Annotated in this window: 30 protein-coding genes; 14 read left to right on the top strand and 16 right to left on the bottom strand. The window is 62.8% G+C overall.

Translation table 11 applies throughout. The features are described 5' to 3' along the window. Positions 1–9: 9 nt before the first annotated feature. The gene (locus NKH42_RS01895) at positions 10–759 is read right to left on the bottom strand and encodes a TetR/AcrR family transcriptional regulator (protein ID WP_352506014.1); all 750 of its coding nucleotides are present in this window, start codon (positions 757–759) and stop codon (positions 10–12) included. Positions 760–902: 143 nt separating this feature from the next. Between NKH42_RS01895 and NKH42_RS01890 the strand changes: the two genes are divergently transcribed. Then, complete coding sequence (locus NKH42_RS01890) at positions 903–2,081, top strand: HlyD family secretion protein (RefSeq protein WP_352686454.1); 1,179 nt, start codon at positions 903–905, stop codon at positions 2,079–2,081. A 22-nt stretch (positions 2,082–2,103) separates the two neighbouring features. Next, entirely contained in the window at positions 2,104–3,696 is a 1,593-nt protein-coding gene (locus NKH42_RS01885) for a DHA2 family efflux MFS transporter permease subunit (protein ID WP_502896113.1), read from the top strand. 214 nt (positions 3,697–3,910) lie between these two features. On the opposite strand, the gene msrB is transcribed toward NKH42_RS01885, so the two are convergent. From msrB to NKH42_RS01865, 4 genes are all read right to left on the bottom strand, one after another. Next, on the bottom strand, positions 3,911–4,411 hold the full coding sequence (msrB, locus tag NKH42_RS01880; protein ID WP_352477048.1) for a peptide-methionine (R)-S-oxide reductase MsrB: 501 nt from the start codon (positions 4,409–4,411) through the stop codon (positions 3,911–3,913). Between the two features lie 172 nt (positions 4,412–4,583). Continuing rightward, positions 4,584–5,141 (bottom strand): fasciclin domain-containing protein, encoded by a 558-nt coding sequence (locus NKH42_RS01875; RefSeq protein WP_352751745.1) that lies wholly within the window; start codon positions 5,139–5,141, stop codon positions 4,584–4,586. Between the two features lie 206 nt (positions 5,142–5,347). Further along, positions 5,348–6,052 (bottom strand): anti-sigma factor, encoded by a 705-nt coding sequence (locus NKH42_RS01870; protein WP_352648011.1) that lies wholly within the window; start codon positions 6,050–6,052, stop codon positions 5,348–5,350. Continuing rightward, positions 6,049–6,588, bottom strand: a complete 540-nt coding sequence (locus tag NKH42_RS01865; RefSeq protein ID WP_352647800.1) for a sigma-70 family RNA polymerase sigma factor — start codon at positions 6,586–6,588, stop codon at positions 6,049–6,051. The genes NKH42_RS01870 and NKH42_RS01865 overlap by 4 nt, the downstream gene beginning before the upstream one ends. 126 nt (positions 6,589–6,714) lie before the next feature. On the opposite strand from NKH42_RS01865, the gene NKH42_RS01860 reads away from it, so the two are divergent. Together NKH42_RS01860 and argB are read left to right on the top strand one after the other, a co-directional pair. Further along, complete coding sequence (locus NKH42_RS01860; RefSeq protein ID WP_352700993.1) at positions 6,715–8,211, top strand: amidase; 1,497 nt, start codon at positions 6,715–6,717, stop codon at positions 8,209–8,211. Positions 8,212–8,367: 156 nt separating this feature from the next. Then, on the top strand, positions 8,368–9,261 hold the full coding sequence (gene argB / locus NKH42_RS01855; protein ID WP_023677482.1) for an acetylglutamate kinase: 894 nt from the start codon (positions 8,368–8,370) through the stop codon (positions 9,259–9,261). A 19-nt stretch (positions 9,262–9,280) separates the two neighbouring features. On the opposite strand, the gene bchE is transcribed toward argB, so the two are convergent. After that, positions 9,281–10,819 (bottom strand): magnesium-protoporphyrin IX monomethyl ester anaerobic oxidative cyclase, encoded by a 1,539-nt coding sequence (bchE, locus tag NKH42_RS01850; RefSeq protein WP_352751747.1) that lies wholly within the window; start codon positions 10,817–10,819, stop codon positions 9,281–9,283. Between the two features lie 102 nt (positions 10,820–10,921). After that, entirely contained in the window at positions 10,922–11,398 is a 477-nt protein-coding gene (locus NKH42_RS01845; protein WP_352506020.1) for an Lrp/AsnC family transcriptional regulator, read from the bottom strand. Between the two features lie 140 nt (positions 11,399–11,538). Between NKH42_RS01845 and phhA the strand changes: the two genes are divergently transcribed. Further along, positions 11,539–12,372, top strand: coding sequence for a phenylalanine 4-monooxygenase (gene phhA / locus NKH42_RS01840; RefSeq protein ID WP_352751749.1), 834 nt, complete (start codon positions 11,539–11,541; stop codon positions 12,370–12,372). On the opposite strand, the gene NKH42_RS01835 is transcribed toward phhA, so the two are convergent. Beyond that, on the bottom strand, positions 12,367–12,867 hold the full coding sequence (locus NKH42_RS01835) for a MarR family winged helix-turn-helix transcriptional regulator (RefSeq protein ID WP_352751751.1): 501 nt from the start codon (positions 12,865–12,867) through the stop codon (positions 12,367–12,369). The genes phhA and NKH42_RS01835 overlap by 6 nt on opposite strands. A gap of 92 nt (positions 12,868–12,959) precedes the next feature. Here NKH42_RS01835 and NKH42_RS01830 point away from each other — a divergent pair, with 92 nt between their 5' ends. Then, the gene (locus tag NKH42_RS01830; RefSeq protein WP_352700996.1) at positions 12,960–13,127 is read left to right on the top strand and encodes a hypothetical protein; all 168 of its coding nucleotides are present in this window, start codon (positions 12,960–12,962) and stop codon (positions 13,125–13,127) included. Positions 13,128–13,196: 69 nt separating this feature from the next. Here NKH42_RS01830 and NKH42_RS01825 read toward each other — a convergent pair whose 3' ends face one another. Continuing rightward, positions 13,197–13,958 (bottom strand): GGDEF domain-containing protein, encoded by a 762-nt coding sequence (locus tag NKH42_RS01825; protein WP_352751752.1) that lies wholly within the window; start codon positions 13,956–13,958, stop codon positions 13,197–13,199. A 161-nt stretch (positions 13,959–14,119) separates the two neighbouring features. Between NKH42_RS01825 and NKH42_RS01820 the strand changes: the two genes are divergently transcribed. Next, positions 14,120–14,827 carry a pyrimidine 5'-nucleotidase gene (locus NKH42_RS01820; RefSeq protein WP_352477037.1) on the top strand — a complete coding sequence of 236 codons (708 nt, stop codon included), beginning with the start codon at positions 14,120–14,122 and terminating at the stop codon, positions 14,825–14,827. A 33-nt stretch (positions 14,828–14,860) separates the two neighbouring features. On the opposite strand, the gene NKH42_RS01815 is transcribed toward NKH42_RS01820, so the two are convergent. Then, a complete protein-coding gene (locus NKH42_RS01815) occupies positions 14,861–15,700 on the bottom strand; it encodes an LOG family protein (protein WP_254815881.1) in 840 nt (279 codons plus the stop codon). A 146-nt stretch (positions 15,701–15,846) separates the two neighbouring features. Here NKH42_RS01815 and dapD point away from each other — a divergent pair, with 146 nt between their 5' ends. The 4 genes from dapD to NKH42_RS01795 all read left to right on the top strand — a co-directional run bounded on the left by dapD (position 15,847) and on the right by NKH42_RS01795 (position 19,243). Further along, positions 15,847–16,701 carry a 2,3,4,5-tetrahydropyridine-2,6-dicarboxylate N-succinyltransferase gene (dapD, locus tag NKH42_RS01810; protein ID WP_352686433.1) on the top strand — a complete coding sequence of 285 codons (855 nt, stop codon included), beginning with the start codon at positions 15,847–15,849 and terminating at the stop codon, positions 16,699–16,701. A gap of 25 nt (positions 16,702–16,726) precedes the next feature. Next, entirely contained in the window at positions 16,727–17,098 is a 372-nt protein-coding gene (locus NKH42_RS01805; protein WP_352686430.1) for a DUF805 domain-containing protein, read from the top strand. A 21-nt stretch (positions 17,099–17,119) separates the two neighbouring features. Further along, a complete protein-coding gene (locus NKH42_RS01800; protein ID WP_352686428.1) occupies positions 17,120–17,908 on the top strand; it encodes a hypothetical protein in 789 nt (262 codons plus the stop codon). A 234-nt stretch (positions 17,909–18,142) separates the two neighbouring features. Then, a complete protein-coding gene (locus tag NKH42_RS01795) occupies positions 18,143–19,243 on the top strand; it encodes a GGDEF domain-containing protein (protein WP_352751754.1) in 1,101 nt (366 codons plus the stop codon). 85 nt (positions 19,244–19,328) lie between these two features. Here NKH42_RS01795 and NKH42_RS01790 read toward each other — a convergent pair whose 3' ends face one another. Continuing rightward, positions 19,329–19,463 carry a hypothetical protein gene (locus tag NKH42_RS01790; RefSeq protein WP_352506029.1) on the bottom strand — a complete coding sequence of 45 codons (135 nt, stop codon included), beginning with the start codon at positions 19,461–19,463 and terminating at the stop codon, positions 19,329–19,331. 128 nt (positions 19,464–19,591) lie between these two features. Between NKH42_RS01790 and dapE the strand changes: the two genes are divergently transcribed. Beyond that, positions 19,592–20,791 (top strand): succinyl-diaminopimelate desuccinylase, encoded by a 1,200-nt coding sequence (dapE, locus tag NKH42_RS01785; protein ID WP_352686422.1) that lies wholly within the window; start codon positions 19,592–19,594, stop codon positions 20,789–20,791. A gap of 2 nt (positions 20,792–20,793) precedes the next feature. Beyond that, complete coding sequence (locus NKH42_RS01780) at positions 20,794–21,402, top strand: transporter (protein WP_254815875.1); 609 nt, start codon at positions 20,794–20,796, stop codon at positions 21,400–21,402. On the opposite strand, the gene truA is transcribed toward NKH42_RS01780, so the two are convergent. From truA to def, 4 genes are read right to left on the bottom strand one after another with little or no spacing between them, the layout of a single operon-like run. Continuing rightward, positions 21,384–22,139 (bottom strand): tRNA pseudouridine(38-40) synthase TruA, encoded by a 756-nt coding sequence (truA, locus tag NKH42_RS01775; protein WP_352477029.1) that lies wholly within the window; start codon positions 22,137–22,139, stop codon positions 21,384–21,386. The two genes, NKH42_RS01780 and truA, sit on opposite strands and share 19 nt — an antisense overlap. An 18-nt stretch (positions 22,140–22,157) precedes the next feature. Then, positions 22,158–22,667: a GNAT family N-acetyltransferase gene (locus NKH42_RS01770; RefSeq protein WP_254815873.1), complete on the bottom strand. Its 510-nt coding sequence runs from the start codon at positions 22,665–22,667 to the stop codon at positions 22,158–22,160. Further along, complete coding sequence (gene fmt / locus NKH42_RS01765) at positions 22,664–23,593, bottom strand: methionyl-tRNA formyltransferase (RefSeq protein ID WP_352506063.1); 930 nt, start codon at positions 23,591–23,593, stop codon at positions 22,664–22,666. The genes NKH42_RS01770 and fmt overlap by 4 nt, the downstream gene beginning before the upstream one ends. 16 nt (positions 23,594–23,609) lie before the next feature. Further along, positions 23,610–24,140 carry a peptide deformylase gene (gene def, locus NKH42_RS01760; RefSeq protein WP_352477028.1) on the bottom strand — a complete coding sequence of 177 codons (531 nt, stop codon included), beginning with the start codon at positions 24,138–24,140 and terminating at the stop codon, positions 23,610–23,612. A gap of 103 nt (positions 24,141–24,243) precedes the next feature. On the opposite strand from def, the gene NKH42_RS01755 reads away from it, so the two are divergent. Beyond that, entirely contained in the window at positions 24,244–25,506 is a 1,263-nt protein-coding gene (locus tag NKH42_RS01755; protein WP_352506030.1) for a DNA recombination protein RmuC, read from the top strand. Positions 25,507–25,545: 39 nt separating this feature from the next. Here NKH42_RS01755 and NKH42_RS01750 read toward each other — a convergent pair whose 3' ends face one another. After that, positions 25,546–25,950 (bottom strand): GFA family protein, encoded by a 405-nt coding sequence (locus tag NKH42_RS01750; RefSeq protein ID WP_352506031.1) that lies wholly within the window; start codon positions 25,948–25,950, stop codon positions 25,546–25,548. Between the last annotated feature and the right edge of the window lie 66 nt (positions 25,951–26,016).

The following is a 26,016-nucleotide window of genomic DNA, read 5'->3' as shown; positions in this document are numbered from 1 at the left end:
GACGGCTGGTCAGGCGGGACTGGAGGCCCGTTCCTGCTCTGCAAGCTGTTCTGTGCCGTAGGCCTTCAGGAACACGTCGACGCCCGACCTGACGATATGTTCAATCTCGGCCACACTTGGCGCCTTGGTGCGATAGGCGAATATGCACTGGCGGAAAAGACCGGCCAGGCACAGTTCGGTGAACTGATAGGCGGCAAGCTCGACGTCGTCGATCTTCAGCAGGCCACGTTCGATAGCCATGTTGAGGAAAACGACAACCCTGTCATGGCCGCGCTTCGGCCCGCGTTCGTAAAATCGCGCGCCAAGCTCCGGAATCCGTTCCGACGCACCGATCACCGTCCGCTGCGCCAGGATGACCCTGGCCGAAGTGATCTTCATGGATAGCACGATGCCGAACTTCACCAGCGTCTGGCGAAGGTCGCCGATCTGGTCGAGCACCTCATACATATTCTTGAAGATCGTGCCGCGTTCTTCCTCGATCAGCGCTTCGAACAGCTCTTCCTTGTTGGCGAAGTAGACATAGATCGTGCCCTTGGACACGCCGGCCTCGCGCGTAATGTCGTTCATCGACGCGGCTTCGAAGCCCTTGTCGATGAAGACACGGCGCGCACCCTCGATGATCTGGCTTCGCTTGACCGGGTCTTGCCCCGCGGCCGGGCGGCCGCGCGGCAGACTGTCCAGCAGATCGCACTGCTCCTTGCCAGCGCTGGACAATGGGCCTGAATCAGACAAAGGAGCGGCCTTGGGGGCTTCGGCCATAATGTCACACCTCGTAAAATAATTCGAACCATCCGGTTCGATTGCTCTTGATATGGGCCTGTTTAAGCGCTAAGTCAATGTCGAGATCGAACCGAACGGTTCAGTCTGACAACATTCAGCGCCAGTTAATTTAGAGAGATATCATGTCCTCGAACGCGCCTACCAGTGCCGAAGTCCGCCCTTTCCCCAGCGCCAAGGTCCAACCTGCGATCGAAGCGCCGGAAGCCCCTCTCAAGCCCGCCGACATCACCCCGCTGGCTCCCGCCAAAAAGAAGCGCTCGATGCGCTCGATGTTGTTGCCCATCATCGGCCTGGCCCTGCTGGGCGCCGGCGCATGGTATGGCTATGACTACTGGACCGACGGGCGCTTCATGATCTCGACCGACGACGCCTATGTCCAGGCCGACACGGCGTTCATCTCGCCAAAAATCTCGGGCTATGTCGATCAGGTCAAAGTGACCGAGAACCAGCAGGTGAAGGCCGGCGACCCGCTGCTGATCGTCGATGACGGTGACTACAAGATAGCCGTTGCCCAGGCCGAGGCGCAGATCGCCACGTTGAGCAAGACGCTCGACCGCATCGATGCCCAGACCGAAGCGGCCCGCGCCTCGCTCAAGCAGGCGCAGGCGCAGAAGACCGCCGACCAGGCCGCAGCAGACAATGCGAAGCGGGTTCAGGTCCGCGCCGCCCAGTTGCTCAAGACCCGGGTCGGTACCCAGGCCCAGTTGGACGACGCCCAGACGGCGGTCGAGCAAGCCAATGCCGCACTAGCCGGCGCCGACGCGCAGATCGCGGCGGCTCAGGCCAATATCGGCGTGCTCCAGGCGCAGCGGGCGGAATCGGCCAGTACGCTGGCCTCGCTGCAGCTTGCCCACGACAAGGCGGTGCGGGATCTGTCCTTCACCGTACTGCGCGCACCCTATGACGGCGTGGTCGGCAACCGCTCGGTCGAGCAGGGCGACCTGATCAGCCCCGGACAGAAGCTCGCCGTCATCGTGCCAATGGACAAGCTCTACATCGTCGCCAATTTCAAGGAGACGCAACTTGCCCGGCTGGTGCCTGGTGAAAAGGTCAGGGTGTCGGTCGACGCGATCGACGGCCAGGACTTCGAGGGTACCGTGTCGTCGCTGGCGCCGGCTTCGGGAGCAGTGTTCTCGCTGCTGCCGCCGGAGAACGCCACAGGCAATTTCACCAAGGTGGTGCAGCGCGTTCCGGTTCGCATCGACGTGCCCGCGGATGTGCTGAAGACGGGCAAACTGCGCGCCGGCCTGAGCGTCGTCGTCGCCGTCGACAGCCGCACGGCGCCTTCGGCATCGAAGTAAAGCGGAACCGGGAGCAAGGGTCATGGCGACCGCAACCATTACCGCCGGATCGGTGTCGGCCATCCCGGCCCAGACAGATCACATGCCGATCCGCCGCGTCATCGCCTTCCTGGCGATGGTGTTCGGCATGTTCATGGCGATCCTGGACATCCAGATCGTCTCAGCCTCGCTGGCCGAGATCCAGGCGGGCTTGAGCGCCAGCTCGGACGAGATCCCGTGGGTGCAGACGGCCTATCTGATTGCCGAGGTCGTGATGATCCCGCTGTCCGGCTTTCTCAGCCGGATGCTGTCGACGCGCGTGCTGTTCACAATCTCGGCGGCGGGCTTCACCGCGGCCAGCGCGCTGGCGGCAACCGCAACCAATATCGACCAGATGATTGTTTACCGCGCCGTGCAGGGCTTCATCGGCGGCGGCATGATCCCGAGCGTCTTTGCAGCCGCCTTCACCATCTTCCCGCCGTCCCGCCGCGCCGTCGTCTCGCCGATGATCGGCCTGGTGGCGACGCTGGCGCCGACCATCGGCCCGACCGTCGGCGGCTATATCAGCCATGCCATGTCCTGGCATTGGCTGTTCCTGGTCAACGTCGTGCCCGGCATTCTGGTGACCACGGCCGCCTGGTCGCTGATCGACTTCGACAAACCCAATCTCAAGCTGTTCAGCAAGTTCGACTGGTGGGGGCTTGCCGGCATGGCCGCTTTCCTGGGCTGCATGGAATATGTGCTGGAGGAAGGCCCCAACAACGACTGGCTGCAGGATCAGGCGGTGTTCGTCTGCGCCGTCATCATGACCTTCGGCGCGGTGCTGTTCTTCTGGCGCGTGTTCACCGCCGAGGAGCCGATTGTCGATCTGAAGGCTTTCAGCAATATCAATTTTGCGTTCGGCTCGCTGTTCTCCTTCGTGGTCGGCATCGGCCTCTACGGTCTGACCTATCTTTATCCCGTGTTCCTGGGGCGCATCCGCGGCTACGATTCGATGATGATCGGCGAGGCGCTGTTCGTCAGCGGCCTGGCCATGTTCTTCACCGCGCCGATCTCCGGCATCCTGTCGAACAAGATGGACCCGCGCATCATGATGATGATCGGCTTCTTCGGCTTCGCCACGGGAACCTGGTGGATGACGCATCTCACCGCCGACTGGGATTTCTACGAACTGCTGATCCCGCAGATCCTGCGCGGCTGCTCGATGATGCTGTGCATGGTGCCGATCAACAACATTGCGCTCGGAACCTTGCCGCCGGAGCGGCTGAAGAATGCGTCTGGCCTGTTCAACCTGACCCGCAATCTCGGCGGCGCCGTCGGCCTGGCCGTCATCAACACCGTGCTGATCGACCGCAATGCCTTCCACTACGCCAGGCTCTCCGAGCACGTGCAATGGGGAAGTGCCGCTGCGCAACAGAAGCTGCAGAACATGACGCTCAACTTCGAGCAGACCGCCGGGCTCGACGCCTCCAAGGCGGCCATCTCCAAACTGTCAGGCATGGTCCAGCAGCAGGCGTCGCTGCTGTCGTTCATGGACGTATTCTTCATGCTGACGGTTTTGTTCGCGACGCTTGGGCTCTTCACCCTGGTGATCCGCAAGCCAGCCGCTCAGGGCGGCGGTGGCGGAGGCCATTGAGGCGCGCTGGATCCCCCGCCTGGCGCCCTCGCGCATGACCCCGAAAAGCGATTTCGGGGTCATGCGCAAAATCAACCATTACGAAGTCTTGGAGCGGCGGACACTCCACCGCTCCAACTTTTTGTTTGGGCATCGGATTTTCCCAAAACCGCTTCGCACTTTTTTGGGTCCGATGCTCTAGCGCGCTCCGACAAAGTAAGGGGCGCGGCCGTCCTCACGCCGTCGCCGGCTTGAAGGTCAAGGCGACGCCATTGATGCAGTGTCGCAACCCGGTCGGCGGCGGACCGTCGTCGAAGACGTGGCCGAGATGGCCGCCGCAGCGGCGACAATGGACCTCGGTGCGGGTCATGCCCAACGATCTGTCCACGGTCTTGCCGATGGAATTCGGGATTTCCTGCCAGAAGCTCGGCCAGCCTGTGCCGGAATCGAACTTGGTCTCAGACGAATAGACCGGCAGGCCGCAGCCGGCGCAAGCGAAGATGCCTTTGCGGTGCTCGTTGAGCAGCGGACTGGTGCCCGGATATTCGGTGCCCTCCTTGCGCAGCACATTGAAGGCCGCGTCGGACAGGATGGCGCGCCACTCGGCCTCGGTCTTGGTAACCTCGAATGTCTCGGCCGCGCGTGCATCCTGGGCTCCGCCCATGCGCAGCGCGGTGGCGCCTGCGACAACGCCAATGGCTGCCGCACCACTCAAAAGAAGCTCGCGACGGTTCATGGCCATTCCTCCTGTTACTGCTTGTGCCAAATTCGACCGCCACACGGAAATCAAAAGCCGGTGACGATCGCTGTCCTCAAAGCGGGACTCCGCGCCTATCCATCTTGCGTGAACGGCGCGGAGTGTGCGCAGGGAGGCCCCTAGGGATATCTTCGCCGGCAGCGTGCGTTTGTTACATCTTCGGCAGGAGAACCTTATCGACGACGTGGATGACGCCGTTGGACTGTTCGACATCGGCGATGGTCACATTGGCGATGTTGCCATTTTCGTCGGTCACGGTGACCTTGCCGCCGTCGGTCTTGAGCGACAGTTCGCAACCACCGACCGTCTTAACCTTGTGCGTGCCGCCGTCGTGCTTGACCATCTTGGCGACGTCGGCGTCCATCGCTTTGGCGCCGATGACATGGCAGGTCAGGATCTTGACCAGCCTGTCCTTGTTTTCAGGCTTGAGCAGCGTCTCCACCGTGCCGGCTGGAAGTGCCGCAAAGGCCTCGTTGGTCGGCGCGAACACGGTGAAGGGGCCAGCGCTTTGCAGCGTATCGACCAGGCCGCCTGCCTTGACGGCAGCGACCAGCGTCGTGTGGTCCTTCGAGTTGACAGCATTTTCGACGATGTTTTTCTGGGCATACATGGCGGCGCCGCCTACCATCGGGTTTTGGGCATAGGCAATGGTGGCGAGCGCAGAAATGGCGACCGTGCCGGCAAGCAAAAGGGTGGCGAATTTACGCATGATTTCAATCTCCTCGGGTTATCGTTCCCCTTATTCGGGAACGCAAGGAGATACGCGATAGAAAATTCCGGAGTTTCGTTCTCTCCGCAAAAAAAATTGCGTCGCTGAAATTTTCCCGGCGCGGATCGACAACCACCAACAAGCTTTGCAGGCGTTTAAATCGCGGAAGATAGATTTTAAGGTCTGCTTCCGGAGATGAGAAGCGGTCAGATGCTCTTCAGATCGCCCGCTGCGACCACCGGTCCAGTCGGCTGGCCGGTCGGTGAACCCCCGGCAGGTTCAACGCTGACCGCAAGCACGGCGCCTTGCGCCAATTTCTCCTGGACGGCGGGCGGGATGGCCAAATGCGCGGTCGCACCGGCCGGGATGACGCCCATCGACACCGGCGCCTTCTTGCCTTCGATCATCCACAATTCGAAGTCCTTGCCGGCGGCCCGCTCGCCGGAAACGTGGGAAAGACCGACCTCGTGACGGGCGGCATCGTAGACAACGAGATATTTGACGTCGCTGCCTTCGGCCGCCAGCGAGGCGACAAGCCGCGTCTGCGGCGGTTCGGTGGGCGGGCGGAAGTACGGCACGGCGATGTAGATCGCCAGCGCCGCAATGGCGGCGGCGGCGAGACCGCGCCAGAAGCCAAGGCTCGACCAGAGGCCGGCGCGCGGCTCTGCAGCGAACAACCGGCGGTCCAATGCTTCCTTGACCCTGATCGGAGGCTCTGTCTCCGGATAGGCGGCGGTCATCGGCGAAAGATGCGCCTCCCAGCTATCGACAAGGCGCGCGAAGGCGGCGTCCGCATCGATGCGGCGCGACGCGATCTCGCGTTCATCGGCGGCTAGAACGCCAAGAACGTATTCGGCGGCGAACAGGTCGTCGCCCCCACGTTCCGGTCCATTGTCGTCAGCCAGCGTCATCTTTCCAGGCATTCTCTCAGTTTCAACAGGCTGCGGCGCAGCCAGGTCCGCATCGTGTTCAGCGGTACGCCATAGCGCTCCGCCAGCTCGGCATAGCTTTTGCCATCCAGATACGCGCCCCGGACGGCCGCCGCCCGGTTCCTCTCCAACTCCTCGAGACAATGGTAGATGCGTCCGGACTCACCGCCCGCCACGGCCATGGCCTCCGGCCCCGGCGCCGGATCGGCCACGTCGAGCGCGGCATCGATATAGGCGGCAGGTTCTCGCCGCGCTCTGATCCGATCGATCGCATGATTGCGCGCAATGGCCACCAGCCAGGAGATCGGGCTCAGATTCGAAACGGCGAAACGGTCCGCCTTCGTCCATATCTTGACGAAGATCTCTTGAAGCGCCTCTTCTGCATCTCCCCGATCCTTCAATACACGAAGGCAGACGCCGAAAAGTTTCGCGCTGGTCTGCCGGTAGAGCAGATCGAACGCAGCCCGGTCCTTCATCGAAGTCCGGACAATCAGGTTGCTGATGTCCTGCGGCGTCATCGGCCGCCAAATTAGGCGATTGCAATGTATTTGCAACGACTGAAATGGTCTTGCGCACCGGCAGCGCCAGCCTCGATTGCCAATGGAATCGCCTCCCGCTAGCTTGCCATGAGCGGGAGGGCGACCATGTCGATCGAGCGGGTTCTTTGGGGGCATGACGCAACCGGCCAGGCCGCGCTCGTGCACAAGGGAGAGATCACACCGCAAGATCTCGTCGATGCGGCGATCGCCCGGGCCGAGGCCACCCGGCCGGAGATCAACGCCATCGCCGAACCGCTTTATGAGGCGGCGCGGGCGCGGGCGCGGACCGTCGACCACAAGCTGCCACTTGCCGGAGTGCCCTTTGCGCTGAAGGATCTCGGCATCGCCATGAAGGGCGTGCCGACGCATGGCGGCAGCCGCATCCCTGCCTACACCCCCGATTTCAACTCGGTCATGACGGAACGCTATCTGGCTGCCGGCCTGATCCCGATCGCCACCAGCACCGCACCCGAACACGGACTGAGGCTGGTGACCGAGTCGGTGGCTTACGGCGTCACCCGCAATCCATGGGACACCGCGCACACGACCGGCGGTTCCTCGGGCGGTGCGGCGGCGCTGGTCGCGGCCGGCGTCGTGCCGGTGGCGCATGCCTCGGACGGCGGCGGCTCGATCAGGGTGCCTGCCGCTTGTACCGGGCTGGTCGGGCTGAAAACCTCGCGCGGCCGCGTGCCCTTGACACCGCTCGTCACCGAAAGCTGGTACGGCTTCGTCGTCGACCATGCGTTGGCCCGCTCAGTGCGCGATACGGCGCTGCTGCTCGACCTGACCCACGGGGCTGACCCGCTGTCGCCCTACGCGGCACCGTCGCCGACCGGCAGTTTTGCTGCGGCGGCCGGGCGCGATCCGGGCAAGCTCAACCTCGCCTTCTATCGAAAATCGCCGCTCGGCCTGCCGATATCGGAAGAGACGTTGAAAGCTCTGGATGCGGCGATCGCGCTGGCGCGCGAAGGCGGGCACAGCGTCGAGGAGATCGACCTGCCCTATATCGATCGCGATTTCATCGCCGATTTCGCCAGAACCGTCGCCGCGGCGGTGGCCGGCACGATGCGGGGCGAGGTCTTGCGCGTCGGCCGCTCCATCTCAGGCGATATCGAACGCGCTACGCGCGTGATGAGCCGGTTCGGTGAAATCCTCTCGGCCGGCGAAATCTACGCCGGCCTGCAGCGGCTGCACGCCGCCTCGCGCCGGCTTATCACCGAAACCGCGCACTATGATGCGGTGCTGATGCCTGTCATCGCGCACCCGCCGCTCGCCTGCGGCACCATGGACCCGAAAGGCGTCGACGAATTCATCGAGAATGTCCTGGACAGACTGCGCCTCGCCGGCCTGCTGAAGTTCAAGCCGCTATTCGGCCAGCTGATGGACAAGAGCCTCTGGTTCACCCACTGGCCGGCGATCCAGAACGTCAGCGGGCAACCGTCGATCACGCTTCCGGTCTACGTCACCGATACCGGCCTGCCGCTCGGCGTCCAGGCCGCCGGCCGCCCCGGCGACGAGGAAACGCTTCTGTCGTTCGCCGCGCAGATGGAAAAGATCTCGGGCTGGCTGGGACGGCGGGCGCCGCTGCAGGTGCCGGCATAGACCATGATCCCGAAAGGTGGGAACCGGTTTTCGGACAAGATCATGGTCAAACAAATAGTAGTACCGATTTGATCGATCGTGACAGCAAAGCCGTTTGCCCCCTCGTCCAATTCCCGCTAAGACGCCGCCGTTCATGCCAAGCTGGGAACCACGCCGATGACGGACGTCGCCGCCACCGCCGAAATGCAGGCCGCGCTGCTTTCAAGGGCGCTGCCCTATATGCAGCGCTACGAGAACAAGACGGTCGTGGTGAAATATGGCGGCCACGCGATGGGCGACATCGCGCTCGGCAAGGCCTTCGCCCGCGACATCGCACTGCTCAAGCAATCCGGCGTCAACCCGATCGTCGTGCATGGTGGTGGGCCGCAGATCGGCGCCATGCTCAGCAAGATGGGCATCGAATCCAAATTCGAGGGCGGCTTGCGCGTCACCGACCAGAAGACCGTCGAGATTGTCGAGATGGTGCTGGCCGGGTCGATCAACAAGGAGATCGTCGCGCTGATCAATGCCGAGGGCGAGTGGGCGATCGGCCTGTGCGGCAAGGACGGCAACATGGTGTTTGCCGAAAAAGCGCGCAAGACCATGATCGATCCGGATTCCAACATCGAGCGGGTGCTCGACCTGGGCTTCGTTGGTGAGCCTGTCGAGGTCGACCGCACATTGCTCGACCTCCTGGCGCGGTCCGAAATGATCCCGGTGCTGGCGCCGGTAGCGCCCGGCCGCGACGGCCATACCTACAACATCAACGCCGACACTTTTGCCGGCGCCATCGCCGGCGCCTGCCAGGCGACGCGCCTGCTGTTCCTTACCGACGTGCCCGGCGTGCTCGACAAGGACAAGAAGCTGATCGACGAGCTGACCGTGGCCGAGGCCAAGGCCCTGATCAAGGACGGCACGGTCTCGGGCGGCATGATCCCCAAAGTCGAGACCTGCATCGAGGCAATCGAGCGCGGCGTTGCAGGCGTCGTCATCCTTAACGGCAAGACGCCGCATGCGGTGCTGCTCGAGCTGTTCACCGAACACGGCGCCGGCACGCTGATCGTGCCGTGAGGCCGGGTGTCTGAGGGGCTCAAGCGTTTGGCGAAATAGCGGTCACGGACTGACGCGGCAGGCGTTCGACAACCATCGATTCCTCTTCCTCGTCTTGCGGCGAGCCCCAGAATTCGGCGAGCGTCGGGCCATGTTTCAGGCGGCGGTCGCGGACCAGAAAGCCCCAGACTTCGCGGAACCAGACGCGGCGCCCCATTTTGGTGTACCAGCGCATCGAATGCCGTTGCTCCGGATCCTTGTGGAACAGGATACGCGCCAACGCCTTGGGCCGTGACTGCACCGCCAGTTCGATCAGCTTGACGGCGAAGAACAACATCCACGGCTTGAGGCGGGTCATCTGCAGCACCTGGTGCTTGTAGTCCCACAGGCGGGCGTCCAGCTGGATCACCTTGCGGTCCCTGGCAATCCTGAAGAACGGCGTCCAGCGATGCGGCGTCACATAGAGCGCCTGGATCTGGTCAGGGTCATAAGCGATCAGTTGGCGGAAGCCGCGCCAGAGGTCGCGCAAGCTTTCGTCCTCGAAACCGGCCACCCAGGTCGCCATCGACAAGATGCCGTTGAGGCGCAGCAGCCGTATCGCCTGGCGGTCGGATGAGGTGCTGCCGCCCTTGCGGATCAATGCAAGCGTCTGCTCGTCGGTATTTTCCATGCCAAGCAGCCAGCGAATGACGCCGGCCTGGCGATAAAGATGCAGGCTGTCGGCGTCGCGGACGATGTCGTCGGCGCGGGTGGAGCCGACGATCAGCACCGGCACATTCTCGGCGATCATCGCGTCGAGAAAGGCGCGCCAGGCTTTTTTGGACGACGTCGGGTTCTCGTCGGCAAGGTTGATCAGCTCGACGCCATGCTCGCGGTAAAGCCAGGCAATCTCCCGCGCGAACTTTATGGGGTCGCGGTGCCGCCAGCGCGTCCAGAAGCCGCGCTGGCCGCAATAGTTGCACAGATGCGGACAGCCTCGCGAGAACTGCATGACCACCGCGCGCTTGCCTCCCCAATAGCTGTAGCGACTGAAGTCGATCAGTTCCCAGCCGATGCGGTAGTCTTCTAGGTTGGTGATCGTTCTTGCCGGCCGGGTTGCAAAGGGCTGGCGCAAATCGTCAGGAAAGGCGATGCCCGCCACATCCGGCAGCGGCTTGCGTTTCTCAAGCGCTTCGACCAGCGCGACGATGGTCGCCTCGCCCTCGCCGCGCACGATAAAGTCGAAAACATTCGTTTCAGCCAGTATGTCGCGCCAATGATAGGTCGGAAACACGCCGCCATAGATCAGGATTGTCGCCGGCTGGATGTCCTTGACCATGCCGGCGATCAGCAGGGCTGTCGGATGCGCAGAGGTCGAGCCGGAATGGCCGATCAGAATGCAGTCGGGATGGTCGCTCAAGGCGTCCCGGACCAGCGTGGCAAGCGCCATCGGCCCGAATTCGGCGTCCACAAGCCGCACTTGATGTCCCGCGTCGATCAGCGGACCGCCAAGTGCCAGCAAACCGAGCGGCGGCAGATGGTCGTCCGGCACACGGCTGCCGATGGCGGTATGCGGCGGGTTGATCAGGACGATTTTCATGGCGGGCCTTATGCGATGGCGGTCCGCATGTCGTAGTCGGCGATCTAGTTCCGGAGATTGGCTCGCTTCAGCAGTTTGTGTGCAGCTTTTCCGCAGAAATGCCTATCGTCTGAGATGTGCCAGCGGCACATGGCCGGGTCCCTTGATGTTCTGCAGCACAAGCTGCGTGTGGACGTCGCGCACGCCTTCGAGCCGCATCAGCCGGTGCATGACGAAGGCATTGAGTTCGTCGACCGACGGCACCATGACATGCAGCAGGAAATCGTAGTCTCCAGTCATCGTCCAGCACGACGACACCTCGTCCATGCGCTGCACGGCGGCGATAAAGGTTTCGGGCGAGCCGTCGCTGTGGGTCACGAGGCGCACCTGGATGAACACTTCGACCATCAGACCGACGGCGCGGCGGCTGAGTACCGCGGCGAAGCCTTTTATGATGCCCGCCTGCTGAAGAGCCTCGAAGCGCCGCGCGCAAGGTGTCGTCGACAGGCCGATCTGCTGCGCCAATTCCGATACCGGCTTGCGCCCGTCGCGCTGCAGGATGTCGAGCATCTTGATCTCGAATTCGTCAAATTGAGGCATTTTCACTCTCCCAAAGCTAGATCGTGGAGTCTTTTACCTCCAACCCTGCATTTGAGCCACCATCAAAGTTGATTTGCCTCGCGCGATCCGGCTAGAACTTCCGGCAATTCGCTGGTCATGATTTCCAGGGAGAGCAAGCCATGACAATGAACGTTGCCGACTATGCCCGCGAATGCGCGGCGCGAGGCCTTCGCGGCGATTATTCCGTCTGCCGTGCCGATTTCACCGTGGCGCAGGGCTACAATTATAGCGACGAAGAACAGGCGGTGTGGCGCACGCTGTGCGACCGCCAGACGAAGCTGACCAGGAAGCTGGCCCACCACTCCTACCTCGACGGCGTCGCGGCACTCGGCCTTCTCGACAAGATCCCGGATTTCGGTGCGGTCAGCGAGAAGCTGCGCAAGTTCACCGGCTGGGAGATCGTCGCCGTGCCGGGGCTCATCCCCGCCCAGCCGTTCTTCGACCATCTCGCCAACCGCCGCTTCCCGGTCACCAACTGGCTGCGAACCCAGAAGGAGCTCGACTACATTGTCGAGCCCGACATGTTCCACGATTTCTTCGGTCACGTGCCGATCCTGACGCAGCCGGTCTTTGCCGACTTCATGCAGATGTATGGCAAGAAGGCCGATAGCGTGATTGCGCTCGGCGGCGACGAGATGATCACCAGGCTTTACTGGTACACCGTCGAATACGGCCTGATACGCGAGCCGGGCCAGCCGCTGAAGGCTTTCGGCGCCGGGCTGATGTCATCCTTCACAGAGCTTCAGTTCGCGGTCGAAGGCGGCGAGGCGCACCATGTTCCCTTCGGCTTGGAAACCGTAATGCGCACCGGCTACGAGATCGACAAGTTCCAGCGTGCCTATTTCATGCTGCCGTCGTTCGACGCCCTGCGTGATGCTTTCGAGACCGCCGATCTTGCGGCGATCGTGGCGCGCCGCAAAGGCGAGCCAGCGCTCGACCCGGCGAGCCTATAGGCTGTCGGTTGTTTCCAACGCCTCGGCCTTCAGCCGGGCCAGCTGGTCGCGCTGAAGGTCGAGGGACGCCGTGATGAAGCGCAGGATCGTGGCAAGTTCAGTGTCGCTGAATGTGGCGATCACCTTTTCCCCCTCCTGCGCGATCGCGCCATAATAGCGCGTTGATAGTTCTCGCGTGAGTTCCGTCGCCTCTATGACCACCTTGCGCCTGTCCTCGAGGCTGCGCGTTCGTGTCAGCAGGCCGCGCGCTTCCAGCCGGTCGATCAGCGCGGTGACCGCGGCCGGCGTCAATCCTGTTGCGGCCGCGACCTCGCCAGCCGATCGCGGGCCGCCATAGAGCAGCGCCAGGCAATGGCGTTCCGCCATGCTCAGCCCAAGCCTATCGCCCACTGCCTCGTCATAAGCCTGCGTCGCGTCCTGCCAGCCCATAATGGCAAGGCTGATAGCGGTCTTCATGTCTGCCCGATTCATGCTTGACGAATTTATTTCGATCATTTAACTATCAATCTGCCTAACATTATGGCTATTATAGTAATGTGCTACATCGGGCACAAGGCAAGGCCTATCGCAGCTTGCAAGGAGTGAAAATGAATCAGACCCCGACGCGCGGCCCACTCACACCGGCTGAGGAGTTCAAATACGCCAAGCTGGCGATGGAGTGGTATGGCTGGGGCTCTCCCATTGGCCTTGGCATCGCTCTGGTCGCGCTGGCGGCCGCCGCCCTGCTGTTCCGCATCGCCATACGCGGATTTTGACAGTCTGGCCACAGCGCGGTTGAATGCAGACAGGGTGGAACTATCCCAGCGGAAGGCTCAGGGGCGAGCTCAGGCGGCTTCGGAAATATCGCGGTCGATGATCGACAGATTGCGGCCGCGATGCTTGGCTTCGTAAAGCCGCTGGTCGGCGGCGCGCATCAGCTCCGACACTGCGGCGTCCCTGCCGCAGGTGATGCCGCCAATACTGACTGTCAGCGGAACCGATCGTTCGTCGACCGGCCGGAAATGGATACGCTCGACCTCACGGCGGATGCGCTCAGCGACGCGCCTGGCCTCGTGTTCGGTGGCACCAATCAGAAGGGCGCAGAATTCCTCGCCGCCGATGCGCCCAAGCACGTCGCCGCTGCGCACGCCACGCTCTATCGCCTTTGCGATCAGGAGCAGCGCATCGTCGCCGATCAGATGGCCGTAGCTGTCGTTGATGGTCTTGAAATGGTCGGCATCGACGATCAGCAATGCCCCGCGATCGGATTTACGCCGAGAGCCGTCGAGGGCGGCAAAGAAACTTTCGCGGTTGAGCATGCCGGTCATGTCGTCGCGGCTCGCCTTTTCCGCCAGGCGCCGGTGCGCGGCTGCAAGCTGGGCATGATTGCGAGCAAGGTGGCGGTGCGCGTTCTTCACCCTTTCGCTTTGCCAGAATGCATAGGCGCCGGTGCCCCAGGCCAGAACGAGTGGGCACAGGGTAGATGTCAGCCAGATGGTGCGATTGATCGAAAATCCCATCGCCGGCACAACGATCAGCGTCGGCAGAAGTGAGGCGGCGACGGAGGCGAAAGCGATGGCGGCAGACTTTAGAATTATGCGATTCATCGCTTGCTCCCACTGGCCCGTCTTGGTCCCAGCAAGCGCTGAATGTCACCTTTCGGCGATGCTTAAGATTTTAATCATCGCGCCATTTTCACCGTCCAGAGCGCGTATAGGTTGTGGATAAACCTCCTGTTAGAAAGATCGTTTCGTGCCATAAGGACGGTATGACCACACTTCCCGACCCCGCCCGCTTTGCCCATGTCACCGACTGGGTGTTCGATCTCGACAACACGCTTTATCCGCACCATTCGAATCTGTTCTCGCAGATCGATGTGAAGATGACCGCCTACGTTGGAGAATTGCTGACGCTGCCGCGCGAGGAAGCACGCAAGCTGCAAAAGGAGCTCTACCGCGAATACGGCACGACACTGAACGGATTGATGACGCGCCACGGCATCGACCCCGACGATTTTCTCGAGAAAGTGCACGACATCGATTATTCCTGGCTGGTACCCGATCCCGTCCTCGGCACCGCCATTCGCCAGCTTCCCGGCCGTAAATTCATCTTCACCAATGGCGATCGCCGGCATGCCGAACGCACCGCGCGGCAACTGGGCATTCTCGAGCATTTCGACGACATTTTCGATATCGTCGCAGCCGGACTGAACCCCAAGCCGGCGCGGCAATCCTATGAGAGATTTGCCGAACTCCACGCTGTTACCGGGCAAAATGCGGTGATGTTCGAAGATCTCGCCCGCAACCTGTCGGTACCGAAATCGCTGGGCATGACCACGGTGCTGGTGGTGCCGCGCAATTTCGAGCCGACCTTCTCGGAAATTTGGGAACGCGACCCGGCCAACGAGGATGATGTGGACTTCGTCACCGACGATCTCGCCGGCTTTCTCACGGCGATCGTCGAAGTCCCTGCTTGAGGCAGCCGGCGCGCTTCAAGTCCTGCTTGCTTGTCAAAGTTTATAGAAACGGCTGACGATCCCCCAGGCCTCGTCGGCGGTCTCGACGAAATCGATGATATCCTGGTCGCCGGGAGTGATCGTGCCTTGCTCGGCGAGGAAATCGAGGTCGATTGCCCTTGCCCAGAAAGCCTTGCCGAACAGAATGACCGGCACGCGTTCCATGCGGCCGGTCTGGATCAGGGTCAGCGTTTCGAAGAACTCGTCCATCGTGCCGAAGCCGCCGGGAAATACCGCAACGGCCTTTGCGCGCATGACGAAATGCATCTTGCGGACCGCGAAATAGTGGAAGTTGAAGCAGAGCTCCGGCGTCACGTAGGCGTTTGGCGCCTGCTCGTGCGGCAGCACGATGTTGAGACCGATCGACGGCGCGCCAACATCGTCGGCGCCACGATTGCCGGCCTCCATGACGCCCGGCCCGCCGCCGGTCACCACGACGAATTCGCGGTAGTACGAGCTGGCCGACTGCTGTGAGCAGAGGCGGGCGAATTTGCGCGCCTCCTCGTAATATTTGCTGTTTTGCTCGAGGTTCTTCTTCTGCGTCTCGTTCTTGGCCGCCCAGGCTTCGCCGCCGGGCTCGGGGATGCGGGCGCCGCCGAACAGGATGACGGTCGATTGGATGCCGCGCTCGGCCAGGATCATCTCCGGTTTCAGCAGTTCGAGCTGCAGCCTGACCGCGCGCAACTCGCGCCGCGTCATGAAATCGGGGTCGTTCCAGGCCAGCCGATATGTCTCCGCGCGCGTTTGCGGCGTGTCCGGCACGCTTCTCGACCGCTCCAGATCCTCGTCCGAATGCGGCAGCGGCGTCCATCCCGCCTTTTCCATGGGAGTCATATTTGCTTTACCCGTCCAATTCATTCACTTGCGCCGTCCCGTGACGCTGCCGCGATTGACCCTCCCCAAGCCTTCACATAGGGTCCGCGCGACTTTCAAACAGGTTAAGGCGCCGGCCCTTAACAGCTTGGTAATGGAGCGAATTCATGTCGAAGCACGATCTCGCGAGCCTCGAGGAGATCATCGAGAACGCCTTCGAGGAACGCGACACGATTTCGACCGCAACCCGCGGCGAGACGCGCGAGGCCATCCAATCGGCGCTCGACCTGCTCGACCGGGGCGTCGCCCGCGTCGCCGAGCGGCAGGCCGACGGCAAATGGCACGTCAACCAGTGGCTGAAGAAAGCGGTGCTGCTGTCCTTCCGGCTCACCCCGATGGAGATCATAAAGGGCGGTCCCGGTCAGGCGGTATGGTGGGACAAGGTGCCCTCAAAATTCGACGGCTGGGGCGCCGTCGATTTTGAGAAGGCCGGCTTCCGCGCCGTGCCGTCGTCGATCGTGCGCCGCTCCGCCTATGTCGCGCCCGGCGCCGTGCTGATGCCGTCCTTCGTCAATGTCGGCGCCTATGTCGACAGCGGCACCATGGTCGACACCTGGGCTTCGGTCGGCTCCTGCGCCCAGATCGGCAAGAATGTGCATCTGTCGGGCGGTGTCGGCATCGGCGGTGTGCTGGAGCCGATGCAGGCGGGTCCCACCATCATCGAGGACAACTGTTTCATCGGCGCCCGTTCCGAAGTGGTCGAAGGCTGCATCGTGCGCGAAGGCTCGGTGCTCGGCATGGGCGTCTTCATCGGCCAGTCGACCAAGATCGTCGACCGCGCCACCGGCGAGATCTTCTACGGCGAGGTGCCGCCTAATTCCGTCGTCGTCGCCGGCTCGCTGCCCGGCAAGCCTTTTCCAAACAACGAGCCCGGCCCCAGCCTCTACTGCGCCGTCATCGTCAAGCGGGTCGACGCCAGGACCCGTTCCAAGACCTCGATCAACGAATTGCTGCGCGATTGATCTTCCCAAGAACGGATGCAACGGGTTGACTGACAAACCTCAATTCCTGTGGCTTTTCTTCAGCCTTTCCGGGCGAGTGAATCCAAGCGCCTATGTTTTGGCTGGCCTCTTGCCGGTCATCGTTCAACTCTTCTTGCTCTATCAGTTCGCGCGAACGCCGTTAGGCACTGCCGCGAGCCAGTACTGGGCGCTCGCCTTATGGATCGCAGTGTTCGTCTCGACATGGTCGACCTTTGCGCTAACGGCTAAGCGGTTCCATGATTTCGGCAAGCCTACCTATTACGCATTGGTCTCTCTCATTATCGGCTTCGTCCTGCTTTTTATCCTGGCTTTTTTCAAAAGTGACCCCGGCCCCAACCGCTACGGCAAGCGCACCAATGCCCCGGCTGAACCCTGAGCGCCGATCGGACATTTCGTCATGCGCTACCGCTCGCTTGATCCGAAACTGATCCTCGAAACCGCCGAACGGCTGGAAGGGCGCGTCGCCGAGCGCTTTCCCGATGCAGGCTTGCGCGGCGTCGCCGCCGAACTCGTGTCGCTGTCGCGCGATCTGGCAAAAGCCGCCAAGGCGCTGGAGGCGCCGATTTGGTGGCTGCGCGGCCTCATCATCGCCGCCTTCGTCGTCGGAGCGCTGATGTTCCTGTTCGTTGGCACAATCCTGCCGCTCGGCCGCATCTCGGGAAACCACGATGCCTTCCAGTCGGTGCAAGGCATCGAAGCCTCCCTCAACATGATCATCCTCGCGGTGCTGGGCTTCCTGGCCCTGATTCGCTCCGAGGAGCGGATCAAGCGCAAGCGGGTGTTTCGCCAGCTCCACGGGTTGCGTTCGCTGATCCATGTCATCGACATGCACCAGCTGACCAAGGATCCGGCCGCACTTTCACCCAGTTTCAGGCCGACTGCCCATTCGCCAGCCCGCATCACCAACGCTGCCGACCTTGCCCGCTATCTCGACTACTGCTCCGAAATGCTGTCGATCACCGGCAAGATCGCCGCGCTGTTCGCGCAATCGGTGAATGACGCCGTGGTGATCGACGGCGTCAACGACATCGAGAACCTGGCTTCGAACCTCTCGCGAAAGATCTGGCAGAAGATCACGCTGATCGAAACCCCTCATGGGCAGCCGGCACGTGCGGCGAAGACCGATCCCGAGCCGGGTCCACCGCGTCGGCCTGCAGTCCGCAGACGACCGGGGCCGGCAAGCTAAAACCGGCGACCCGGCGGTCAGATCCGCTAGAGCGGCAGAGCGGGGAGTTCCGAAAGCCCGGTTTTGTGCCGGATGCTCTAAGCGAATGTTAATCACCCTGGCCCAGCATGCCGGCGAAGACTGTGTCGACCGGCACGGAGCGCTCGACTGGCAAGCGACCTATCCCTGATCACCAAGGAGCCGCGCAAAACGTGGAGCGCCGCCGCTCGCCTGTTTGCCTGGTTCTCTTCGCCAATGAAATTGGAACCGGAAGCTGTCCGCGCCCGGCTTCTCGACACCACCTTCGATCGCAAATTCGCAGTCCTGTTCGGCACCATCAGCGTTCTGTTGGTTGCGGTCAGCGCCGCTCTCGCCACCGGGGATTGGTGGCCCTACGCCTGGATTGCCGCCGACCTGATGCTTTTCACCGTCCGCGTTCTGCTGATGCGGGAATGCGAACAGGCCCGCAGGCGCGGCTCGAAAGGGCCGCTGGCGGGCCTGATGACAGCCAGCGGCGTCTGGTCGGTCGTCTTCGGCCTCGGCTGCTATGGCTGTGTTGCCAGCGGGAATATGGCGCTTTCCGTACTTGCCGCCTTGAATGTCGCAGGCGTCGTCGGCGTGGTGTCGTCACGCAATGCGGCGACCCCGCGCTTCGCCATATTCGTCATGTTGGCCGTAAGCCTGCCTTACGTGGCCGGTGCATTGTTTTCTGCGGCGCCCGGAATGCCGATCGTCGGAATTCAAACGCCGTTCTATGTGGCCGGCGTCATCATCGTGCTGCTTCAGAACCACGCAATCAATGCCCGCATGATCCGCGCCGAACTGGACAATCGCGACCTGGCCATCAAGGACGCGCTGACCGGCCTGCCAAACCGCATCTTCCTGCAGGAGAAATTGCGCGACATGTGCCGCGAGCTTGCGGCGCCGGCCGCCAATGGCGGCAAGCCGTTTGCAGTGCTCAGCATGGATCTCGACGGTTTCAAACAGGTCAACGACCGTTTTGGCCACGCCGTCGGCGACGTGCTGCTGCGCAAGGTGGCCGAACGATTGAAGCGCGGCTTCCGTCCGGGGGACGTTGTCTTCCGCATTGGCGGCGATGAATTTGTCATCCTTTTGCCCGCAACCTCGGAGATCGAGGCCACCTACCTGGCAAAGCGGGCCATCGAAAAGGTCTCGGTGCCTTTCGACCTCGGGGTCGGTTCCGCTATCCATGTCGGCCTGAGCGTCGGCAGCGCCTTCGCACCCGCCGACGGCGGCGATCCGGAAATCCTGCTCACCTGTTCCGACCATGCGCTCTACGAAGCCAAGCGCACCGGCAAGGGCCGTTACTGGGCACCTGTGCGGGCTACCATCTGACGGCGACGGCTTCCGGCGACAGGCAGGGCGATCCGCTTCTCTCCTGCCCGGCCGGCCATGCCTTGCGTCGCGCCGCTCTTGACCGTTACTTGCCCGCCTTCTCGATGCGCGGCCGCGCCGGCAGAACCATTTGTCGCCCGGCAAGTATCGGGCAGCCGCCGGCGTAGCAGCCGATACTGCCGGCACCGGCGATTACGATTGTCTTGCCATGCGTGATCATGCGATGGCCCTGCCCTGGTCGAGAGGCCTTGCCGCAATTATACGACATGAAAACCATAATGTCGGCGGCATGTCTGGCCCTTATGTCTGGCCGTGACAGTCCCTGCGCTTTCGACTATCGCTTTGCCCATGACGCTGCCTACCGATCCGACCAGAAATCTGGCTGCTCTCATCCGCTGCGCTTCCGTGACGCCCGCCGAAGGCGGTGCGCTGAGCGCGCTGGAAGAAATGTTGAAGCCGCTCGGCTTTGCCGTCGAGCGCCCGGTGTTTTCCGAATCCGGCACACCTGACATAGAGAATCTTTACGCGCGGCGTTCCGGCAACGGCCCGCATCTGATGTTTGCCGGCCATACCGATGTCGTGCCGGTGGGCGATGAAACAGCCTGGACGCACCCGCCCTTTGCAGCCGACATCGCCAATGGCGAGATGTTCGGCCGCGGCGCCGTCGACATGAAGGGCGGCATTGCTTGTTTCGTCGCGGCGGTAGCGCGACACATCGCGCAGAAGGGCGGCCCGAAGGGGTCGGTCTCGCTGCTGATAACCGGCGATGAGGAAGGTCCGGCGATCAACGGCACGACGAAACTGCTCGAATGGGCGGCCGCCAAAGGCGAGAAATGGCATGCTGCGATCGTCGGCGAGCCGACCAATCCCGACGCGCTCGGCGATATGATCAAGATCGGCCGGCGCGGCTCGCTATCGGGCACGGTCGTCGTCAACGGCCGCCAGGGACACGCCGCCTATCCGCAGCTGGCCGACAACCCGGTGCGCGGCCTGGTCACGCTGGTCGACGCCTTGCTTCACCCCGCCTTCGATAACGGAACAAGGGATTTCCAGCCGACCAATCTTGAGGTGACCTCCATCGATGTCGGCAATCCTGCCACCAACGTCATCCCGGCGAAGGCGGCGGCTACCTTCAATATTCGCTTCAACGACACATGGACCGCCGAGACGATCCAGGCCGAGATCCACAACCGCCTCGACCGGGCGGCGAAACGCAAGAAATACCGCGCCGGCAAGGCGACGCCCGTCGACTACGAGATCGCTTGGCGCGACGGACCGAGCCACGTTTTTCTGACACGCGACGACAGGTTGATCGAGACGCTTGGCGGCTCGATCAAGGCGGTGACCGGCAGGAAGCCTGCGCTCTCCACCTCCGGCGGCACCTCCGATGCCCGCTTCATCAAGGATTATTGTCCGGTGGTCGAATTCGGCCTTGTCGGCAAGACCATGCACATGGTCGACGAACGCGTGGCGATTGCCGACCTCGAGACGCTGACGCAGATTTATCTGCGCTTCGTTGAAGACTGGTTTGCGCAGGACATATCCTAGTGATGCTTTCAGCGGATGAAACCTACGCTTCGCTTGCCGGTGCCTGGCGGCTGATGCTCGGCAAGGCCGACGGATTTCGCCTGCTCGACCTTTCGGCGGACGGATTCTGGAACTCCTTTTTTGCCATCGTCGTCGCGGCGCCGGCACTGATCGTCGGCTGGGTCGGTATTGCCAACGAGATCGGCGACCCCAACGCATTCGTCGGCCGTTTCAGCATGTTGATCCGCCTGGCCACCGTCGATATCGGCGCCTGGGTGCTGCCGCTCATAGGCCTCGCGCTGGTGGCGCCGCGGGTCGGCGTCGGCGGCCGTTTCGTCCATTATGTCGTGGCCAGCAACTGGGCCTCGGCGATCATCGCCTGGATGATGCTGCCATCGGCGTTGATCCGGCTTTTCCTGACGTCGGCCAACGAAGTCTCCGGACTCGTGTCGCTGCTGTTGTTCGCGCTGTCGATGGTCTTGACCTGGCGGATGACCAACGTTGCGATCGGCAGGGGTGCGGCCGTCGGCAGCGCCGTTTTTGCCGGCATGTTCGTGGCCTCGCTGATCGTCCTGTTCGGACTGCAGGCGCTGCTCGGGATCAGCGTTCCGGATCAGCCAGGCGTCGGATAGTCGACGCCGACGAGAAACAGCCCGTCGGGCGGCGCCACCTGACCGCAGGCCGCACGGTCGCGCGCCTCAAGCGCCGCCTTGAGGTCGGCAACAGTCCAGCCGCCTTCGCCGACGCGTTTGAGCGAGCCGACCATAGAGCGCACCTGGTTGTGCAGGAATGAGCGCGCCGAAGCGCGGACCTCAATGAAATCGCCCGCCCGGCTGACATCCAGCCGGTCGAGTGTGCGGACCGGGCTGGAGGCTTGGCACTGGGTCGAGCGGAAGGTGGTGAAATCATGCCGGCCAAGCAGCACCTTTGCCGCTTCGTGCATGGCCCCGGCATCGAGCTGCTTCGGTACCCACCAGATCTTGCCCTTGTCGAGCGCCGCCGGCGCGCGGCGATTGACGATGCGGTAGAGGTAATGGCGGCCGATCGCCGAGAAACGCGCATCGAAACCATCCGGCACGGAGGCGGCCTTCAGGATGGCGATGCGCACCTTGGCCGCCTGCAGATGCGCGTTGACGGCGTCGCGCACCTTGTCGCCGGGCCATGCCTTGATCAGATCGACATGCGCCACCTGAGCGGTCGCATGGACGCCGGCATCGGTGCGGCCGGCGGCGCGCAGCGAAACCTGCTCGCCACAGAACTTCTCGATCGCCTGCTCGATCGCCTGCTGCACCGAAGGCTGGTTGGCCTGGCGCTGCCAGCCGGCGAAGAGACTGCCGTCATATTCGATGTCGAGGCGAAAACGCGGCATTCCCGGATCGAAGCGAAATCAGGCGGCGAGGGCTGAGCCGAAGGCCGAGGCGTAGACCAGCCTGCCGGTCTCCGGCGCCTCGCCCCAGGCAAGCGCCTGCAAAGCCTCGCTTTGGTACTCGCTCTCGAACTTCGCTGCACGGGCGCGGCTGTAACCGAAACGTCCATAGTAAGCGGGATCGCCGAGCACCACGGCGAGCGTCTCGCCAGCAGCCTTCAGGCGGATATGCGCCTCGCGGACCAGCGCACCGCCGATGCCGGTGCCGTGGAACGACGGCTCGACCGCCAAAGGAGCCAAAGCCACCGCCGGGAAGCTCTTGCCGCCATTCTGCACGAAAAGCCGTGAAAACAGGATATGCCCGACCACTTGCCCGTCTTCGTCCGCCACCAGTTCGACGACGGCATCACCGCCGGTGACCAGCGCGTCGACCAGTCCGGCCTCCGTCTGCTGGCCGAATGCGTGTTCTTCGACTAGGCGGATCGCCTCGCGGTCCCGCGGCGTCGCCGCGCGTATGGACATCATGCTCATGACAATTTCATTCCTTTTTCGAGCTTGGCCCCGCGCAGAAACTCCTGCGCGGCTATGGGCCTTGCGCCCGCACGTTGAACTTCGACCAGCCTGATCGCGCCTGACCCGCAGGCGACCGTCAGCCGGTCATCGAGAATTCCTCCCGGTTCGCCGGCGCCTTGCGAGAGCGTCGAGCGAAGCAGTTTCAGCCGTTCTACACGGCCGCCGATTTCGGCCTCGCACCATGCACCGGGAAAGGGCGACAGGCCGCGAATCTGGTTGTGCACGTCGCCAGCAGGTCGCAGCCAGGCTATGCGAGTCTCCGATTTATCGATTTTCTTGGCGTAGGTCACCCCCACCTCCGCCTGTGTGGTAAATGTCAGCGTATTCCGCTCCAGCCGCTCGAGCGCTTGCACCATCAGCGCAGCACTGAGGACCATCAGCCGGTCGTGCAGATCGCCGGCCGTCATGTCGGGTCCAATGGGACATTTTTCAACCATTGCCACCGGCCCGGTGTCGAGGCCTTCGTCCATCCGCATCACCATCATGCCCGTTTCGGTATCGCCGGCCATGATGGCGCGCTGGATAGGGGCAGCGCCGCGCCAGCGCGGCAACAACGATGCGTGGCCATTGAGACAACCGAGCCGCGGCGCCTCGAGAATGGGTTTGGGCAGAAGCAGCCCGTAGGCGACGACCACGGCGACGTCGGCGCGCAAGGCGCGGAACGCCTCCTGCTCCGCCTCGCTCTTCAGCGACACCGGCGTCCGCACCTCGACGCCCAGCCGCTCCGCCTCGCGCTGCGCCGGCGACCGCGTCAGTTCGAGCCCGCGCCGGCCGCCGGCGCGCGGCGGCTGCGTATAGACGGCGGTCAACCCGTGCCCGGCCCCGGCAATCGCCCGCAGCGTCGGCACGGAGAATTCGGGCGTACCCATGAAGATGACACGCAGGGGCATTCGTCGACCCCTATCCCACCATCTTGCCCGGCGCCTTGTCCCTGGCGAGCTTTTTGAACTTCTTGACCACCATGTCGCGCTTCAGTTTTGAGATGTGGTCGATGAACAGCACGCCGTTGAGATGGTCGATCTCGTGCTGCAGGCAGGTCGCCATCAGCCCCTCGGCCTCGATCTCCTGCAGCTTGCCGTCGCGATCGAGATACTTCACCCGCACCGCGGCGGGGCGCTCGACTTCGGCATAGTAATCGGGGATCGACAGGCAGCCTTCCTCATAGACCGAACGCTGGTCGGAGCTTTCAAGGATTTCGGGATTGATGAAGACGTGCGGCGCCGGCGTCTCGTCCTCCTTGGCGAGGTCGATCACCAGCATGCGCAAGGGTTCGCCGACCTGGATCGCTGCGAGGCCGATGCCGGGCGCGTCATACATAGTGTCCAGCATGTCGCCGGCCAGTTTGCGCAAATCGCCATCGACACGCTCGACCGGTTTTGAAACCTGGCGCAGGACGGGATCGGGGAGGATGATAAGCGGCTTGATCGACATGGCGTCTCACCTAAGACCTCGCAGGAAAAGCGTCAACCGGGACGGCTTCGGGTCGTTCACGTTTTGATCTGTGCCGGCAGACCGAATCATCTATGCTGTCGGCATGAACGATCTGGCCACCATCCTGTCCGAACCTGTCGCCCGCCTCGGCGCCACCACGCTCACGCTCGGCCAAGCCCTGGGTTTCGGCGCAATGCTGTTCCTTGGACTGTTCGTGGCGCTCGTCGTTGCGCTCTGGCGATCGGCCAAGGCGCGTGCAGTGGCGGCCGCCGAAGCCGCCGACCACGCCCGTGACGCCGAGGTGCGGATGGCCGGCATCTTGGCAAGCCAGGCGGAAATGCAAGGCCGCATGGGCGCCATCGCCGAAGTGTTCGGGGCGCGCCAGGCGGAACTGACCCAGTCGATCGGCCAGCGCCTCGATGCCATGACCGGCCGCCTGGGCCAGACCATGACCGAGCAGACGAGATCGACGCATGAGAGCCTCGCCAAGCTGCAGGAACGGCTGGCGGTTATCGATATCGCGCAAGGCAATATCCAGTCGCTGGCCGGCCAGGTCGTGCAATTGCAGGCGATCCTTTCCAACAAGCAGACGCGCGGCGCCTTCGGCCAGTCGCGCATGGAGGCCATCGTCGCCGACGGATTGCCGCACGGCGCCTATGAATTCCAGGCGACCTTGTCGAATGGCAGCCGGCCCGACTGCCTGGTGAAGATGCCGAACGGCGCGCCGTCACTTGCCATCGACGCAAAGTTTCCGCTCGAGGCGTGGAATGCCATCCGTGCCGCCGAAGGCGCCGACCTGCAGAAGTCGGCAGCACAGGCTTTCCGCCGCGACATCGAGGTGCATGTCCGCGATATTTCCGAAAAATACCTGATCCAGGGCGAGACGCAGGACACCGCCTTCATGTTCGTGCCCTCGGAATCGGTGTTCGCCGAAATCCATGAGAATTTCGAGGCCGTTGTCCAAAAGGCGCATCGATCGCGGATCGTCATCGTCTCGCCATCGCTTTTGATGCTGTCGATTCAGGTCATCCAGGCAATCCTCAAGGATGCCCGCATGCGCGAGCAGGCGCACCTGATCCAGGGCGAGGTCATCCGGCTAATGGAAGACGTCTCCCGGCTCGACGAGCGGGTGCGCAAATTGCAGACGCATTTCGGTCAATCGGCCAAGGATATCGACGACATCCTGGTCTCGACATCGAAGGTGACCCGGCGCGGACAAAAGATCGAGGCGCTGGAGTTTGGCGTGCAGCCGGCGGAGGATACCGCTGGTTCGAATGGCAGCGGAGCAAAAGCGGAAAGCAGCCCGCGCGTCGCTGATTCGAAAACCGGGCAGTTGAGGCTAAGGGTCGTCGAAGGCGACGATTGAGAGCTACGCCGGAACCGGAGGCTTCACCCGGATCTGGCGCTACTGCTCCTCGATGATGGTCGTGCCTTCGAATTCCGGCAGCCAATGCAGCGCCGAGCGGTGCCAGATCTGCTTTTTCGGCACCAGTTGCTCGCGTTGCCGTGCCGTGCCGACCCTGATGCCGTAAACCTTCGGTCCCTCGCCCGCCGACGTGGCGTAGAGATGCGAGCCACACTCACCGCAAAACGCCTGGGCGCGCTTGGCGCCGCTCGAACCGGTCTTGATGTAGATTTTCGGCTTGCCCTTGGTGATCCTGTAATTGTCCTGGGACGCCGGCACGGTGACGCGAAAGGCCGTTCCGGTTAGCTTCTGACAATCGATGCAGTGACAAATGGTGGTCTTTTCCGGATCGACCTCGGCCTCGTAAGTGATGGCGCCGCAATGACACCCGCCGTCGATTTTCATCTTCGTTCCTCCCGAGCTTTTGCCTGCGATCATAACCGGGACTGTCCGATGGCGCATCGATTTCCT

The organism is Mesorhizobium sp. M1142, from assembly GCF_040318565.1.
Classification (GTDB): domain Bacteria; phylum Pseudomonadota; class Alphaproteobacteria; order Rhizobiales; family Rhizobiaceae; genus Mesorhizobium.
The sequence above is the reverse complement of the archived record's forward strand: the minus strand, read 5'-3'. Positions and strand labels throughout refer to the sequence as shown.